The organism is Marmoricola sp. OAE513, assembly GCF_040546585.1.
Classification (GTDB): domain Bacteria; phylum Actinomycetota; class Actinomycetes; order Propionibacteriales; family Nocardioidaceae; genus Marmoricola.
The window spans coordinates 2,963,701-2,979,402 of record NZ_JBEPOC010000001.1 but is presented as its reverse complement, the minus strand read 5'-3'; the positions used below and the strand labels follow the sequence as shown (position 1 = coordinate 2,979,402).

Genomic DNA, 15,702 nt, shown 5'->3' with positions numbered 1-15,702 from the left:
TCTGGCAGAGCAACCGCGACCGCCGTCGCACGTCCCACCTCCGGCACCCCGGGAGTCCACCATGAAGACCCGTCCCCGCGCCCTCGCCGCGACCGCCTGCGTCCTCCTCGCCCTGAGCGTGTCCGCGTGCGGCTCCAGCAAGGACGAGAGCACCCGCGAGGTCAAAGGTGACCTGACCGCCACTCCGGCCGCCCAGGTCACCGCCAGTCCGGCCGCGGACGCCAAGGTCATCGAGATCACCCTGGACGGCAAGACGGTCGAACCGAGCGCGCTGCGCGTCGAGGTGAAGCTCAACCAGCCGGTGGTCCTCAAGATCTCCAGCACCGAGGACGGCCAGCTGCACGTGCACAGCACGCCCGAGCACCAGGTCGACTTCGCCAAGGGCGACTCCGAGATCACGCTCACCTTCGACCAGCCCGGCGTCGTCGACGTCGAGGACCACGCGCTCGACAAGCTGATCGCCCAGCTCGAGGTCAGCTGAGTGTTCGTCGCAGACCTGGTCGGCCCGATGGTGCCGATGCACGGCTTCGGAGGGGCCAAGGACCTCCCGGTACCCGCTCCGCTCGCGATCGCCGGCGGTACCGCTGCCCTTATCGTCTCGTTCTGCGTCCTCATCCTGGCCTGGCGCAAGCCCCGGTACGACGACAGCGGGTCAGGACGTGGTGCAGCCGGTCGCCCGCTGCCGGGCAAGCTGGCCGCGGTGCTCGACTCCCCGGCGTACGTCGGACTGCTCAAGGTGCTCGGCCTGGCGTTCACGGCCTTCATGGTCTGGGCCCTGGTGGCGGGGCCGGACCTGACGCTCAACCCGGTCTTCGGCGTCTTCTACGTCCTGCTCTGGGTCGGCCTGGTGCCCGCTTCGCTGCTGTTCGGCAGGTTCTACCGGGCGATCAACCCGATCCGGACCGTCTTCGGCGCGCTGTCGTGGGCGCTGCGGGTGAACCCCTCCAAGGGCGTCTTCACCTACCCCGAGAAGCTCGGCTACTGGCCCGCAGCGGTCGGGCTCTTCGCCTTCGTCTGGCAGGAGCTGGTCAACCCGCGCGGCAACTGGATCAGCCACTCCGGCCTGCACCCGGGCGTCGAGGCCTGGTTGGCCGTCTACGCGATGGTGATGCTCCTCGGCGCCGCGGTCTTCGGCGACACCTGGATCTCCCGGGCCGACCCGTTCGAGGTCTACTCCGACCTGCTCGCCAAGCTCTCCCCCTGGGGCCGCAACACCGACGGCGTCCTGGTCTGGCGGAGCCCGCTGGCGAACCTGGCGACGCTGGTCCCCCGACCGGGCACGGTGGCGGTCGTGGCGGTGCTGTTCGGGTCGACCGCGTTCGACTCCTACAAGGACACGATCCGCTGGGTGAAGGTGCTCAGCAAGGTCGACAGCAACGTCGAGCTCGTCAACACCGCGGCGCTCCTGGTGATGTGCCTGGTCATCGGCGGCGCGTTCGCGATCGCGACGATGTCCACCGGCATCGACACCGAGGCGCCGGACGCCGTCCCGCGCTCCCGCCTGCCCCGGCTGTTCGCCCACTCGGTGATCCCGATCATCGTCGGGTACATGACCGCGCACTACCTCAGCTACTTCGTCGAGCAGGGGCAGACCACGCTCATCCAGCTCAGCGACCCGATGGCCGACGGCTCGAACCTGTTCGGGACGGCCGACTACTCGGTCAACTACTGGCTCTCCACGCACCCGACCTTCCTGGCCAGCACCAAGGTCGTCGCCGTGGTCCTCGGACACATCGTCGGTGTCGTTGCCGCGCACGACCGCGCCCTGACGCTTCTGCCCAAGAAGCACCAGGTCACCGGCCAGATCGGCCTGCTGGTTGTGATGGTGTTCTTCACCGCCTCGGGCCTGTACCTCCTCTTCGGCGCCTGAACCTCCTCCCGGGCGTTCTCCACCGGACCGCGCCGAGCGCCGCCGTGCACAGGGCCTCGTCGGGGCGCTGACGCCTGCCTCGGGCCGCCCGTAGACCACGTGGCACCGGAACGGTCGCAAACCCGCGGCCGGACGCGCGTGCTCCCGAGCACCCCAGCGCGTCTCCCCTGTGACCCCACCCGCGGAGGACCCATGAACGCACCGGCCAGCCAGGGCCTGCTCAGCCTCGACCTGGGCACCGGCCCCGACCTGCCCACCCGGCCCAACCTGCGGCTGGTGACCGGGGACGACCCCGACCTGGCGGGCTTCGCCACCCGGTTCGCCCAGGCCGTCGTCGAGGTGATCGGAGGGGACCGCGGCGTCTACCAGCTGATGCGCTGGACCACCGACGACGTGTACGAGGACCTCTACCGGCGTACCAGCGCCCTCCGGCGCCGCTCCTCCGACCCCCGTCGCCCCCGGTTGCGCGCCCAGGTCCGCAGCGTCCACCTGTCCCGCCCCCAGCCCGACGTCGCCGAGATCAGCATCCACGTCCGCCACGGACAGCGCTCCCGCGCCATCGCAGCCCGCATCGACTGCATCGAGGGCCGCTGGCGCTGCTCAGCGATCCAGTTCGGCTAGACAAGCCACCCGACCTGCGGCCGGGTCAAAGGCGCAGCGAGGCGAGCCAGGCGGAGATCAGGACGCGCGCCGGGTGCCCCGGCGGCGCCGTGGATGGGTCTGGCCCCCCGGAGCGAGGCACGAGCGGAGGGGTGGTTGGCGCCGCCGGGGTGCGCGGCGCGTGGCCGGACCCAGCGCCCGCCACCACGTCTCGGCAAGCTCGACGACCGGGGTGATCAGCCGCCGGAGGAGGTGTCGAACGCCCCCGGGTTCGGCGACCCGTGGCACTGCTTGTACTTCTTCCCCGACCCGCACGGGCACTTCGCGTTCCGACTGATCCCCGCGTACGGGTCGTCGGCGTTCGTGACCGTCTTGCCCTTCACCTCGACCTCACCGTCCTCGCTCGGACCGGCGTACGTCAGGTTCGTCGGGGCCTTGGGAGCCTCGAGCCCCTTGGCGCGGATGATCGGGGCGTGCGTCTGGCCCTCGTCGCGGCCCTCGTCCCCGGAACCGATCGGGCGGAAGATCGGGGCGTGGTTGTGGCCCTCGTGACCCGGCTCGATCTCCATCCCCGCGGGGATCTCGACGTCGCTGTAGTCCTCTTCCTCCTCGACCTGCACCTCGAGGTTGAACAGGAAGCCGATGGTCTCCTCGCGGATGCCTTCCTTCATGGCGGCGAACATGTCGAAGCCCTCGCGCTGGTACTCCACCAGCGGGTCGCGCTGGCTGTAGGCCCGCAGCCCGATGCCCTCGCGCAGGTAGTCCATCTCGTAGAGGTGCTCGCGCCACTTGCGGTCGAGCACGGAGAGCAGCACCCGGCGCTCGAGCTCGCGCATGACCTCCTCGCCCACCTCGGCCTCGCGCCGGTCGTAGGCGGCGTGGGCGTCGGCCTGCAGCTCTTCGAGCAGCTCGCCACGGTCGAGACCGTCGCGGCCGCCGACCTTGGCCTCGAGGTCCTCGTACCGCAGGGAGATCGGGTAGAAGGTGCCCAGCGCGGTCCAGAGGCCGTCGAGGTCCCACTCCTCCGGGAACCCGTCGGTCGCGGCGGTCACGTAGGTGGCGACCGCCTCGTCGATCATGGTGCGGATCTGCTGGGTCAGGTCCCGACCCTCGAGCACCTCGCGCCGCTCGCCGTAGATGACCTCGCGCTGACGGCTCATCACGTCGTCGTACTTGAGGACGTTCTTGCGGGACTCGAAGTTCTGCCCCTCGACCTGGCCCTGGGCGGACTGGATCGAGCGGGTGACCGACTTGTTCTCGATCGGCACGTCGTCGGGGACCCGCAGTGCGAGGAGCACACGCTCCACGAAGGCGGCGTTGAAGAGCCGGAGCAGGTCGTCCTCCAGGGACAGGTAGAACCGGGACTCACCCGGGTCACCCTGACGGCCGGAACGACCACGCAGCTGGTTGTCGATCCGGCGGGACTCGTGCCGCTCGGTGCCCAGCACGTACAGACCGCCGAGCTCCTTGACCTCGTCGTGCTCGGCCTTGACCTGCTCGGTGATCCGCTCGAGCACGGCGGGCCAGGCGGCCTCGTACTCCTCGGCGTGCTCGACCGGGTCCAGACCCTGCTTGCGCAGCTCCTGGTCGGCGAGGAACTCCACCGAACCGCCCAGCATGATGTCGGTACCGCGACCCGCCATGTTGGTGGCGACGGTGACGGCGCCCTTGTGGCCGGCCATGGCGACGACCTTGGCCTCGTTCTCGTGCTGCTTGGCGTTCAGCACCGTGTGCGCGACACCACGCTTCTTGAGCAGCTCGGAGAGCAGCTCGGACTTCTCGACCGAGGTGGTACCGACCAGGACCGGCTGACCGGTGCGGTGGCGCTCCTCGAGGTCGTCGGCGACCGCGTTGAACTTGGCCTCCTCGGTCCGGTAGACGAGGTCGGGCTGGTCGATCCGGGCCATCGGCTTGTTCGGCGGGATCGGGACGACGCCGAGCTTGTAGATCTTGTCGAACTCCGAGGCCTCGGTCATGGCCGTACCGGTCATACCGGAGAGCTTGGTGTAGAGGCGGAAGTAGTTCTGCAGGGTGATCGTGGCGAGGGTCTGGTACTCCTCGCGGACGGTCACGCCCTCCTTGGCCTCGATCGCCTGGTGCAGGCCGTCGTTGTAGCGACGGCCCGCGAGGATGCGACCGGTGTGCTCGTCGACGATGAGGACCTCGCCGTCGATGACGACGTACTCCTTGTCCTTCTTGAACAGCTCCTTGGCCTTGATGGAGTTGTTCAGGAACGAGATCAGCGGGGTGTTCGCGGACTCGTAGAGGTTCTCGATGCCGAGGTAGTCCTCGACCTTGGTGATGCCCGGCTCGAGGATCGAGATGGTGCGCTTCTTCTCGTCGACCTCGTAGTCGACGTCGATGGTCAGCTTCTCGGAGATCTTGGAGAACTCCGCGTACCACTTCACCTCGTCCTGGGTCGGACCGGAGATGATCAGCGGCGTCCGGGCCTCGTCGATGAGGATCGAGTCGACCTCGTCGACGACGGCGAAGTTGTGGCCGCGCTGGACGCAGTCCTCCAGGGCGTTCGCCATGTTGTCGCGCAGGTAGTCGAAGCCCAGCTCGTTGTTGGTGGCGTAGGTGATGTCGCAGTTGTAGGCCTCGCGACGCTCCGCCGGGCTCATCTCCGGCAGGATCACGCCGACGGTGAGGCCGAGGAAGTGGTGCACCCGGCCCATCCACTCGGCGTGGTACTTCGCCAGGTAGTCGTTGACGGTGACGACGTGGACGCCCTTGCCCTCGAGCGCGTTCAGGTACGACGGCAGGGTCGAGACGAGGGTCTTGCCCTCACCGGTCTTCATCTCGGCGATGTTGCCGAGGTGCAGCGCTGCGCCGCCCATGATCTGCACGTCGAAGTGCCGCTGGCCCAGAACCCGCTTGGCGGCCTCGCGGACCGTCGCGAAGGCCTCCGGCATCAGGTCGTCGAGGGTCTCGCCGTCCTCGAGGCGCTTGCGGAACTCCGCGGTCATGCCGCGCAGCTCGTCGTCGCTCATCGCGACGAAGTCGTCCTCGATCGCGTTGATCGCCTTGGAGATGGTCTCCAGCTGGCGCAAGATCTTGCCCTCGCCGATGCGAAGGATCTTGTCGATGATGGCAGGCACGTTCTCAGGCTCCCAGGAAAGATGGTGGTGGTGCGGCTGCCAACTCTACCCAGAGGCGGCGAACCGGTGACGCTCAGCGCTCGCTGCCGTCCCCGCCGCCCTCGGACTCCTCCTGGGCGGCCTTCTTCTGCTCGGCGGCGCGGCGGCGCTGCTCCTCGGCCCGCTCCCGGACCTTGCGGAGGAATTCGTCGTCGGACTCGGCCGAGACCCCGGCTGCACGACCCGGTCGGTCGTACTCCGGGTAGGCCGGGGCGGACCGCTCGTACGGAGACCGGCCGGCCGGCTGGCGCGACGGACGGCCGACGGCCAACCAGGCGATCGACCCGACCAGCGGGAAGAACAGGACGAGCAGCAACCAGGCGATCTTGGGCAGGTTGCGGACCTCGCCCTCGCGGCTCTGGATGATGTCGATCACGCAGAAGATGTCGAGGACCAGGACGACGAGGAACCAGCCCTCATAGAAGCGCAGCACCCGAGGATCGTACGGCGGCGTCGAGCGCCGCGCTGAGATCTCCACGGGCCGCTACCGAAACGTCATCGAGCCCCAACCAGTCGGCCAACGAGCGCAGCTCGGCCGCCAGCTCGTCGGCCGTGTCCGCCGGGGCCTGCTCCTCGGCGTACGCGGCCTTGACCAAGAGCACCCGCCCCTTGCGGTCGGCCTTGAGGTCGACCCGCGCCACGATCGCCTCGTCGAGCAGGAACGGCAGCACGTAGTAGCCGAACTCGCGCTGCGCCTCCGGCACGTAGATCTCGATCCGGTACCGGAATCCGAAGAGCAGCTCGGTCCGGGTCCGCTCCCACACGAGCGGGTCGAACGGGCTCAGCAGCGCCCGGGTCCGGACCTTGCGCGGGACCCGTGCTGCCGCATGCAGGTACGCCGGCTTCCGGCAGCCCTCCAGGGCCACCGGGACGAGCTCACCGTCCTCGACCAGCGATGCCACGGCAGCCTGGGACTCGGTCGGTTTCATCCGGTAGTAGTCGCGCAGGTCGGGCTCGGTGCCGACGCCGTGCGAGAGCGCCGCCCGGCGGACCAGCTCGCGGTGCGCCTCGGCGGGCTCGGGCACCGGTACGACGAGCACCGCGTCCGGCAGCACCCGCTCGGGCAGGTCGTAGAGCACCTCGAACTGGCTGTTGCGCCCGGCGATCGCCAGCTCGCCGGCGGCGTACAGGTAGTCGAGCGTGCGACGGGTGGCCGACCAGTTCCAGCCCCACTGATCCTTGGTCCGGGGCAGGCCCTCGTCCAGGTCGCGCGCCGTGCTGGCGCCGCGATCGACGATCTCGGCGACCAGCGAGGTCTCGAGCTCCTCGGTGACGCCCTCGCTCCCCCACTTCCCCCGTTGGGCCCGGTGCTGCGCCATCCGGTGCTGCATGTGCGGCCAGAGCTCGACTGGCATGAAGGCCTGCACGTGCGCCCAGTACTCGACCAGGCGGCGCTGGGCCCGGCCGCTGGAGGCGCGCCGCAGCAGGTCGGTGTCGTAGCCGCCCATCCGACTGAACAGCGGCATGTAGTGCGCCCGCTGCAGCACGTTGACCGAGTCGACCTGGAGCACCCCCGTGCGGCGCAGCGTCCGGTTCAGCGTCGCCAGGGTCGGGGTGCTGTGCGGCGGGTCCAGGAACCCCTGGGCCGCCAGCGCGATCCGGCGTGCCTGGGCCAACGAGAGGGACTGCATGCCAGGGACGCTAGCGGGCCCCGGGGACATCGTCAGCGACTCGAGGATCGTCAGGTGTGGTGCATGGCAAGGCGGAGAAGCGCAGGCGTCCTTCAGCGGAGCGCAGCGGAGCGGACGTCAAGCGACGACAACGCAGCCAGGCGCCGCGCTTGGCGGTCCTACTGGGGGATCTCCAGGAGCTTCTCCCTCACCGCGTACATGACGGCCTCCATCCGGGAGTGCAGCTGCAGCTTGTCCAGGATGTTGCGGACGTGGTTCTTCACCGTGTTCTCGCTGATGAAGAGCTGCTTGGCGACCTCGCGGTTGTTCAGGCCGGTCGCGACCAGCCGGAGCACCTCGAGCTCGCGCTCGGTGAGCCGGGGCACGGTGCCGACCTCGCGGTCGGTGCGGGAGATCTCCTTGAACTCGTCGATCAGCTTGGCTGCCATCGACGGGCTGATCAGCGACTGGCCTTCGGCCACCACCCGGATCGCCTGGGCGACCTCGTCGATCGAGGAGTCCTTGAGCAGGTAGCCGGACGCGCCGTTCTTGACGGCCTCGTACAGGTCGCCCTCCTCGTCGCTGACGGTGAGCATGATGATCCGCGCGGACGGGGCCTGCGCCTTGATCTGCATGCACGCCTCGAGGCCGCTGCGCTTGGGCATCCGGACGTCGAGCAGCACGATGTCGGGCATCGTCTCGACGACCAGGTCCACGGCGGTCACGCCGTCGCCGGCCTCACCCACCACCTCGATGTCCGCCTCGACGCCGAGCAGCATCGTGAGGCCGCGTCGGAAAAGCTCCTGGTCGTCGACCACGACGACCCGGACCGCAGCCGTCTCCCCCATCAGTTCTGGCACGCGCAGATCATCCCAGATCCGGCGTGCACCCGTGGGGCTTCGGGCCAACAGCTCACGACCAGCGCCACCCTCAGGTCACGTCGAGCGAGATCACGCCGTAGTCGTAGCCGCGGCGTCGGTAGACGACCGAAGGGCGCTCGCTCTCCTTGTCGACGAACAAGTAGAAGTCGTGTCCGACGAGCTCCATCTCGTAGAGGGCCTGCTCGAGGTTGATCGGCGTCGCCGGGTGCGTCTTCTCGCGCACCACCAGCGGACCGTCCCCGGTCACCGTCACCGGGCCGACCTTGCGCACCTGCACCTCGTCGTCGGCCTCGACCTCGGCGGGCTCACCGTTGCCGGCGCGAGCCATCGCCTGGTGCACCGACTCAGGGGCACGCTGGCCGTGGTGGACCTTGCGGCGGTCGGCGGCGCGCCGCATCTGCGCGGACATCTTGTCCAGGGCCAGGTCGAGCGCGGCCATCTTGTCCTCCGCCGCCGCCTCGGCCCGCAGGATCGGGCCCTTCGACTTGGCGGTGAGCTCGACGCGCACCTGGCGCTCGGGCTGCCGCGCGTTGCGCTCGCGCTCCAGGAGCACCTCGACCCGGATGATCCGGTGGTCGTGCTTCTCCAGCCTCACGAGCTTGTCCTCCACGTGCTCGCGGAAACGCTCCGAGATCTCGCAGTGCCTGCTGCTCACCACAACGTCCATACAAACCTCCCGTTGTCGGGACGGCTGTCCTTGGGTGGCAGCCGTCCGGTTGGTTACTGGATCCAGCTACGTGCGTCGTACGGCGGAGCCCGCCCGGCCGACCTGGTCTTCTCCCCCACACCCGCCTGCTGAGACGGTCGCAGCTTCTGCCACTACTGGCCTTCTCCGTCGCGTCCCCGTATCTGACGAGGGGCGACAGGCAGGACTTACGTCTAAGCCGCTCCGTGATCGGCGCGGACCGCAGCGAGCTGCGGACGTTGCCTTACGTGGGCCGTTTCGCCTGCGACTGGCATCGGCTTGCCGGGTCGAACCTGGTCCGAGACAGCTCCCTCCCGGAGGAAGGCGCTGTTCGTCCAGGTCTTGACCGACGCAACCACGGACCCGGACGGACTCCATGTACAGACGTTAGCCGGGAGTGGGACAAAGCGGTAGCAGTCAGTGACATCGAGGACCGTGCGGGACGGTCCCCCACGGGTCCTCCGAGGCCGCCCCCGAGCGTTTGCGCGTGGCGGCGACCGCGGCCACCGCCGCGACCGGGAGCCCGACGCCGGCCAGGGCTCGCTGGGCCTCCCGCGCGGTCGCCCCGGTGGTCACGACGTCGTCGCACACCACCACGAGGAGCCGACGTCCGGCCAGCCGGCGTTGGGCGCGTGCCACCACCACGAACGCCCCGGCCAGGTTCGCGGTGCGCCCGGCGGCATCCAGACCCGCCTGGTCCTCCACGGCGCCGCGGTGGCGCAGCAGGGCGACCGCGTGCGCCACCCTCCCGGTACGCCGCAGCGTCCTGGCCGCTGCGGCCACCATCCGTGCGGTCGGGTCGTGGCCGCGCCGGCGGACGCTGGCCGGGCTCGACGGCACCGGCACCAGGAGCAGGTCCGCGCGCCCCGGGGCGGCCGAGGCGACGACCCCGCCGAGCACGTTGCCCAGCGGCACCGCGAGGCCGTGCACCTGGTGCTCCTTGTGAGCGAGCACCATCGGCTTCAGCGGCACGTCGTACCAACCGGCGGCGTACGTCGGGGCGAGGCCGACCGGCTCGGGCACCGGTCGTACCCGCCGGCCGTCCCCGGGCAGCGCGGCGTTGCACCCGGAGCAGAGCGGCCGCCCCGGTTCCGCGCACACCGCGCACCGGCCACCGAACGCGAGGTCGACCCACTCCTGCCACACCCGGGAGACGCTCCCCGACGGCGTGCGGGCCGATCGGTGCCTGACCCCGATCGGGGGATAACTACTGCGGGTAGGCCGCTGCGAGGATCTCGCCCCCGCTGCGGGTCCACTCCCCCGAGCCCTGCTGGGTCAGCAACCGGCCGTCCTGGGTGACCACCCGGAGCGGGAGCCGGTCGTCCGGGCTGGCCAGCAGGGCAGCCAACCTGCCGGGGACCGGATCGGTCGAGACGGCGCCGGGGACCCCCGGAGAACCGTCGAGCTCGACGCTGAAGACCCGTCCGCTCCCGCTCGTCCCCTGGGTCGCGTTCTGGGTGAGCACCGCCACGCTCGTGGCCGAGTCCTGGCCGAGGTCGATGATCGGCGCCAGGTCGGCCTGGGTCACCACGACCCGCTGGTCCGCCTTCGCGCGCAGCACCTGCCCGTTCTCGGACCGGATCAACGAGTCCACCACCAGGGTCGGGGCCGGCGTGGTGGCGAGCCCCGCGACCAGGGAGGTCCCGTCGCGGGTCACCGTGAAGGCCGAGACCCGGCGGCCCGAGACACCGGGCACCTGCACGATCCGGTCGCGACCGTCGGTGACCAGGTGGACCACGGCGCCCGCCGGGGTCGCATCGACCAGCCAGAGCCCGCCGAACCGGTCGTAGACCGGCTTCAGCAGGTTGCTGGCGCCGGTGACGACGCTACGGACCCGGGACCCCTGCGGGGACCCCGAGGCGGGGGCCTCGTAGGCGCGCCGCCCGCTGGCCGAGACCCCGGCGTACGTGGCCCGCGGCACGCTCTCGGCGACCGAGCGGAGCGCGAACCCGGGCGCGCCGAGCGGACCTCCGACAGCCTTGGTGCTGTCGCCGTCCTGGCGTACGACGCGCCCCTCGGCGACACCGACGAAATTGCGCCCTGCCGCCGCGACCGGGTCGAACTCCGGGGCCAGGTCGACGCTCACGTCGGTCTGGCCGTTGACCAGCGGCACCGGGATGCCGTCCACGGTGATCCTGATCTTCACCAGGCCCGGCAGCTGACGCAGCGTCGCGGTCAGCTGGAGCACCACCCGGTAGAGCTCGCCGGGCGAGAGCCGCTGGATCTGCTTCGACATCGGGATCTCCGCGATGCCGTCGTCGCTGACCACCACGGACAGGTCGAGGTCGATGCCCGAGCGGAAAGCGGTCGCGGTCGCGGCCCGCCGGACGTCGGTCGGTCCCGCGAGCAGGCTGCGGACGAGGCTGGAGGGGATCTGCTCCCCCAGGGGCAGGTACACCCGCGACGGCACCAGCACGGTGCCGGTGCGGTCGAAGAAGTAGACGAGGAACGGCACGTAGAGGCTGCCGAAGTAGGAGAACGGGACCGGCATCGCCGCGGGCGGGTTGGAGATCCGCCACTCGCCGTTCTCCAGCGACAGGTTGAAGTCCACGTCGAGCGACGACGGGGCGGAGCCTCCGGTCCAGCTGCCGCGCTGGTCGAGGCGGTGCGCCCCCGACAGCCTCGCCCGGACGCTGTCCGCCCGCGTCTCCAGGGTCGGGGCGTCGTAGACGATCGTGCTGGTCGGCTTCCAGGTGATCCGGGCCTGATCGGTGAGGAACGACCGCGCCACCGAGGTGCTCGGCGGGTTCGCCTGGGTGGCCAGCAGGAAGCCGCGGACGATCGCCTCGCGGTCGGCCCCGGCGACCGGGCCCGGAGGCGCGAAGTACGGCGCCTGCCCGGACCCGTCCGCCGCGGCGTCCGGCTGGGTGTGCACCTCGCCGCTGGAGGGCAGCGTCGAGCAGCCGGCCGCGACCAGGGCGGCGAGCAGCAGGGCCAGCAGCGGCAGCGCACGGTGGCGGTAGGTGCTCACGACTTCTCCCCCGTGTCGGCGTCGGGCGGTACGAGCGGCAGCGGGCTGTGGCCGAGCGGGTCGCCGGCCCGGCGCGGCACGGTCATCCGGAACTGTGCCCCCGCGCCCGGTGCTCCCCAGACCTGCAGCCAACCACCGTGCAGCTGGGTGTCGGCGAGCGAGATAGCCAGGCCGAGACCGGTTCCCCCGGTCGTGCGGGCCCGGGCCGGGTCGGCGCGCCAGAACCGGTTGAAGACCATCTGCAGCTGGCCCGGCGCGAGGCCGACCCCGTAGTCGCGCACCGTGATCGAGACCGCGTGCGCGTCCGCGCCGGCCGTCACGATCACCCGCGAGTCGCCGCGGACGTTGGCGTGGTCGATGGCGTTGGAGACGAGGTTGCGCAGCACCCGCTCGATCCGGCGCTCGTCGACCTCGGCGATGCACGGGATCGGCGTCCGCAGGATGACCGTCACCCCGCGGGTCCGCGCCAGCGGGTCGGCCTGGTCGACGACCCGGTGGGCCACGTCGACGAGGTTCACCTCGGACAGGTCCAGGCCGGCAGCATCGGCGTCGAAACGGCTGATCTCCAGCAGGTCGGCGAGCAGGTTCTCGAAGCGGTCCAGCTCGTTCTGGAGCAGCTCGGCCGCCCGCCCGGCCACCGGGTCGAAGCCCTCGCGCGAGTCGTGCAGCACGTCCCCGGCCATCCGCACGGTCGTGAGCGGGGTGCGGAGCTCGTGGGAGACGTCGGAGACGAACTGCCGCTGGACCCGGGAGACGTCGACGAGCTGGCGGATCTGCTGCTGGAGCGCGTCGGCCATCTGGTTGAACGACACGGCGAGCCGCGCGATGTCGTCCTCCCCGTGCACGTGCATCCGCTCCTCCAGACGCCCCGAGGCGATCCGCTCGGCGACCCGTCGGGCCAGCCGCACCGGCGTGATCACCTGCCGGGTGACGAGGAAGACCACTCCGGCGGTGAGCAGCAGGAGCAGCACGGCGGAGGTCAGCAGCGACTGCCGGACCAGGTCCAGGGTGCGCTGTTCCTCGCTCATGCGGAACAGGTAGTAGAGGGTGTAGGTGCCGCCGTCCGACGGCAGCACGACCCGGGAGCCGACCACGACGGCCGGCCGCCCCTCGCCCAGGTCGTCGGAGATCCGGCGGACCCGGGTGTAGGTCCAGGCGATGCTGTTGTCGCGCTCGACCACCCGGCGCAACCGTGCGGGGACGCTGTCCGCAGCGATGCCCGGCGTGGTCCGGATCCCGGTCGCGGACGTCCTCGCCCCGGGAGAGGTGGTGACGGGACCCAGCACGACCACGTCGAAGCCGCGGATCTTTCCGCGCGTGACCAGGGTCTCGACGAGCTGGCTGAGCTGGGTGACCGGGTCGAAGTCGCTGCTGCCGGCCGACGCGAGCCGCTCGCGCGCCGCCTTGGTCTCGCTGGTCGCCTCGGCCACCGAGGCCTTGACCCGACTGGCCACCAGACCGTCGGAGATCTGCCGGCTCACGAACAGTCCGACCGTGCCGGCGACCAGGGCACCCAGGAGCACGATCGCGACGACCACCCGGGTCCGGATGGAGCGTCGCCAGAACCCGAACGCCGCGACGAACGGGCGCGTGAGGGCCTCAGGCCGGAGGACGGTCGCCATCGCTGGGGACCTCGGCCTCGCCCGACGCGGTCGCGCCGGCCTTGTAGCCGACCCCGCGCACCGTCACGACGATCGCCGGGTTCTCGACGTCGTGCTCGACCTTCGCCCGCAGCCGTTGGACGTGCACGTTGACCAGACGGGTGTCGGCGGCGTGCTGGTAGCCCCAGACCTGCTCCAGGAGCATCTCGCGGGTGAAGACCTGCCAGGGTCGGCGCGCCAGGCAGACGAGCAGGTCGAACTCCAGCGGCGTGAGCGCGATCGGTTCGGGGGCGCCGGCGTCGGTCCTGCGGGTGACGCTGTGGCCGGCGACGTCGATGGTCAGGTCGCCGATGTCCAGGACCTCGAGGGCCGGCGCCTCGAAGTGCCGCATCCGGGCGCGGATGCGGGCAATGAGCTCCTTGGGCTTGAACGGCTTCGCGACGTAGTCGTCCGCGCCCGACTCCAGCCCGACGACGACGTCGATGGTGTCGCTCTTCGCCGTCAGCATCACGATCGGTACCCCGGAGGTCCCGCGGATCTGGCGGCAGACCTCGATCCCGTCGGTACCGGGAAGCATCAGGTCCAGCAGGACCAGGTCGGGCTTGTACTCGACGAATGCTGCGTACGCCTCGTCCCCGCGCGCAACGATGCGGCTCTGGAAGCCTTCGTTGTGCAGGACGAGCGACAGCATCTCGGCGAGGGCCGCATCGTCGTCGACGACGAGGATGCGGGCCCGCCCGGCCTGGTCCGGCTGGTTCACTGAGATTGCTACAGGCTCAGTAGCGGTAGTGGTCCGACTTGAACGGACCCTCGACCGGCACGCCGAGGTAGTCGGCCTGAGCCTGGTTGAGCACCGTCAGCTCGACGCCGATGGCGTCGAGGTGCAGGCGAGCGACCTCCTCGTCCAGGTGCTTGGGCAGCACGTAGACACCGATCGGGTACTCCTCGAGCTTGGTGTAGAGCTCGATCTGCGCGAGGACCTGGTTGGTGAAGGAGTTCGACATCACGAACGACGGGTGGCCGGTCGCGTTGCCGAGGTTCAGCAGACGACCCTCGGACAGCACGATGACCTTCTTGCCGTCGGGGAAGATCCACTGGTGAACCTGCGGCTTGATCTCGTCCTTGACGATGCCCGGGATCTTGGCCAGGCCGGCCATGTCGATCTCGTTGTCGAAGTGACCGATGTTGCCGACGATCGCCTGGTGCTTCATCTTCTCGAAGTGCTCGACGCGGATGATGTCGAAGTTTCCGGTCGTGGTGATGAAGATGTCGGCGAACTCGACGACCGACTCGAGGCGCTTGACCTCGTAGCCGTCCATCGCCGCCTGCAGAGCGCAGATCGGGTCGATCTCGGTGACGATGACGCGAGCACCCTGGCCGCGCAGCGACTCGGCCGAACCCTTGCCGACGTCGCCGTAGCCGCAGATGACGGCCGTCTTGCCGGCGATCATCACGTCGGTGCCACGGTTGATGCCGTCGATCAGCGAGTGGCGGCAGCCGTACTTGTTGTCGAACTTCGACTTGGTGACCGAGTCGTTGACGTTGATCGCCGGGAAGAGCAGCGAGCCCTCCTTGAAGCGGTCGTACAGACGCAGGACACCGGTGGTGGTCTCCTCGGTGACACCCTTGATGCCCGCACCGATGTTGGTCCAGTACGTCGGGTCGTTGTCGAGGGAGCGCGCGAGGACCCGGAGGACCTCCTTGTACTCCTCGTTGTCAGTGGAGTCCTGGCCTGGGACGGCGCCGGCCTTCTCGAACTCGGTGCCCTTGTGGACCAGCAGCGTGATGTCGCCACCGTCGTCGAGGATCATGTTCGGGCCGATCGGGTTGCCCTCGGCGTCCTTGAACTGGAAGACCTTCTCGGCCTCGTCCCAGTACTCCGCGAGGGTCTCGCCCTTCCAGGCGAAGACCGGCGTACCGGTCGGGTTCTCGGGGGTGCCGTCACCGACGACGACCGCCGCGGCGGCGTGGTCCTGGGTCGAGAAGATGTTGCAGGTGGCCCAGCGGACGTCGGCACCGAGCGCGGTCAGCGTCTCGATGAGGACACCGGTCTGGATCGTCATGTGCAGCGAGCCCGCGATGCGGGCGCCCGCGAGCGGCTTGGACGCGCCGTAACGGCGACGCATCTCCATCAGACCAGGCATCTCGTGCTCGGCGAGGGTGAGCTCCTTGCGGCCGAAAGCGGCCAGGGAAAGGTCGGCGACCTTGTAGTCCATGTCTCAAGTCCTTGCAGGTTGAAAGGGTTCGGTCCGGGACATGCAGGCATGCGTGGACCTGTACGAAGCAGTTCTGGGCGTCTGGCCACGATCTCGTGCGCGAGGCGCGGGTCACATCGTACCTGTAT

At 69.9% G+C, this 15,702-nt stretch carries 13 protein-coding genes; 3 read left to right on the top strand and 10 right to left on the bottom strand.

The window, feature by feature from the left end:
- The first annotated feature begins 61 nt into the window (after positions 1-61).
- The 3 genes from ABIE44_RS14885 to ABIE44_RS14875 all read left to right on the top strand — a co-directional run bounded on the left by ABIE44_RS14885 (position 62) and on the right by ABIE44_RS14875 (position 2,491).
- Positions 62-481: a cupredoxin domain-containing protein gene (locus ABIE44_RS14885; RefSeq protein ID WP_209715945.1), complete on the top strand. Its 420-nt coding sequence runs from the start codon at positions 62-64 to the stop codon at positions 479-481.
- Entirely contained in the window at positions 482-1,870 is a 1,389-nt protein-coding gene (locus ABIE44_RS14880; protein WP_354438117.1) for a hypothetical protein, read from the top strand.
- Between the two features lie 192 nt (positions 1,871-2,062).
- Positions 2,063-2,491, top strand: a complete 429-nt coding sequence (locus ABIE44_RS14875) for an Rv3235 family protein (protein WP_209715947.1) — start codon at positions 2,063-2,065, stop codon at positions 2,489-2,491.
- Positions 2,492-2,706: 215 nt separating this feature from the next.
- On the opposite strand, the gene secA is transcribed toward ABIE44_RS14875, so the two are convergent.
- From secA to ahcY, 10 genes are all read right to left on the bottom strand, one after another.
- Complete coding sequence (secA, locus tag ABIE44_RS14870; RefSeq protein ID WP_209715950.1) at positions 2,707-5,571, bottom strand: preprotein translocase subunit SecA; 2,865 nt, start codon at positions 5,569-5,571, stop codon at positions 2,707-2,709.
- Between the two features lie 73 nt (positions 5,572-5,644).
- Positions 5,645-6,043, bottom strand: coding sequence for a PLDc N-terminal domain-containing protein (locus ABIE44_RS14865; RefSeq protein WP_209715953.1), 399 nt, complete (start codon positions 6,041-6,043; stop codon positions 5,645-5,647).
- The gene (locus ABIE44_RS14860) at positions 6,027-7,241 is read right to left on the bottom strand and encodes a winged helix-turn-helix domain-containing protein (protein WP_209715956.1); all 1,215 of its coding nucleotides are present in this window, start codon (positions 7,239-7,241) and stop codon (positions 6,027-6,029) included. Before ABIE44_RS14860 ends, ABIE44_RS14865 begins: the two co-directional genes overlap by 17 nt.
- A 158-nt stretch (positions 7,242-7,399) precedes the next feature.
- The gene (locus tag ABIE44_RS14855) at positions 7,400-8,080 is read right to left on the bottom strand and encodes a response regulator (RefSeq protein ID WP_502912743.1); all 681 of its coding nucleotides are present in this window, start codon (positions 8,078-8,080) and stop codon (positions 7,400-7,402) included.
- 70 nt (positions 8,081-8,150) lie between these two features.
- Positions 8,151-8,756, bottom strand: coding sequence for a ribosome hibernation-promoting factor, HPF/YfiA family (gene hpf, locus ABIE44_RS14850; RefSeq protein WP_502912742.1), 606 nt, complete (start codon positions 8,754-8,756; stop codon positions 8,151-8,153).
- 447 nt (positions 8,757-9,203) lie between these two features.
- Positions 9,204-9,932: a ComF family protein gene (locus ABIE44_RS14845; protein ID WP_209715961.1), complete on the bottom strand. Its 729-nt coding sequence runs from the start codon at positions 9,930-9,932 to the stop codon at positions 9,204-9,206.
- A gap of 61 nt (positions 9,933-9,993) precedes the next feature.
- A complete protein-coding gene (locus ABIE44_RS14840) occupies positions 9,994-11,757 on the bottom strand; it encodes an LpqB family beta-propeller domain-containing protein (RefSeq protein ID WP_209715964.1) in 1,764 nt (587 codons plus the stop codon).
- A complete protein-coding gene (mtrB, locus tag ABIE44_RS14835; protein ID WP_209715967.1) occupies positions 11,754-13,379 on the bottom strand; it encodes an MtrAB system histidine kinase MtrB in 1,626 nt (541 codons plus the stop codon). Before mtrB ends, ABIE44_RS14840 begins: the two co-directional genes overlap by 4 nt.
- Positions 13,357-14,118, bottom strand: coding sequence for an MtrAB system response regulator MtrA (mtrA, locus tag ABIE44_RS14830; RefSeq protein ID WP_354438113.1), 762 nt, complete (start codon positions 14,116-14,118; stop codon positions 13,357-13,359). The genes mtrB and mtrA overlap by 23 nt, the downstream gene beginning before the upstream one ends.
- Before the next feature lie 16 nt (positions 14,119-14,134).
- On the bottom strand, positions 14,135-15,574 hold the full coding sequence (gene ahcY / locus ABIE44_RS14825) for an adenosylhomocysteinase (RefSeq protein WP_209715969.1): 1,440 nt from the start codon (positions 15,572-15,574) through the stop codon (positions 14,135-14,137).
- Positions 15,575-15,702: the final 128 nt, after the last annotated feature.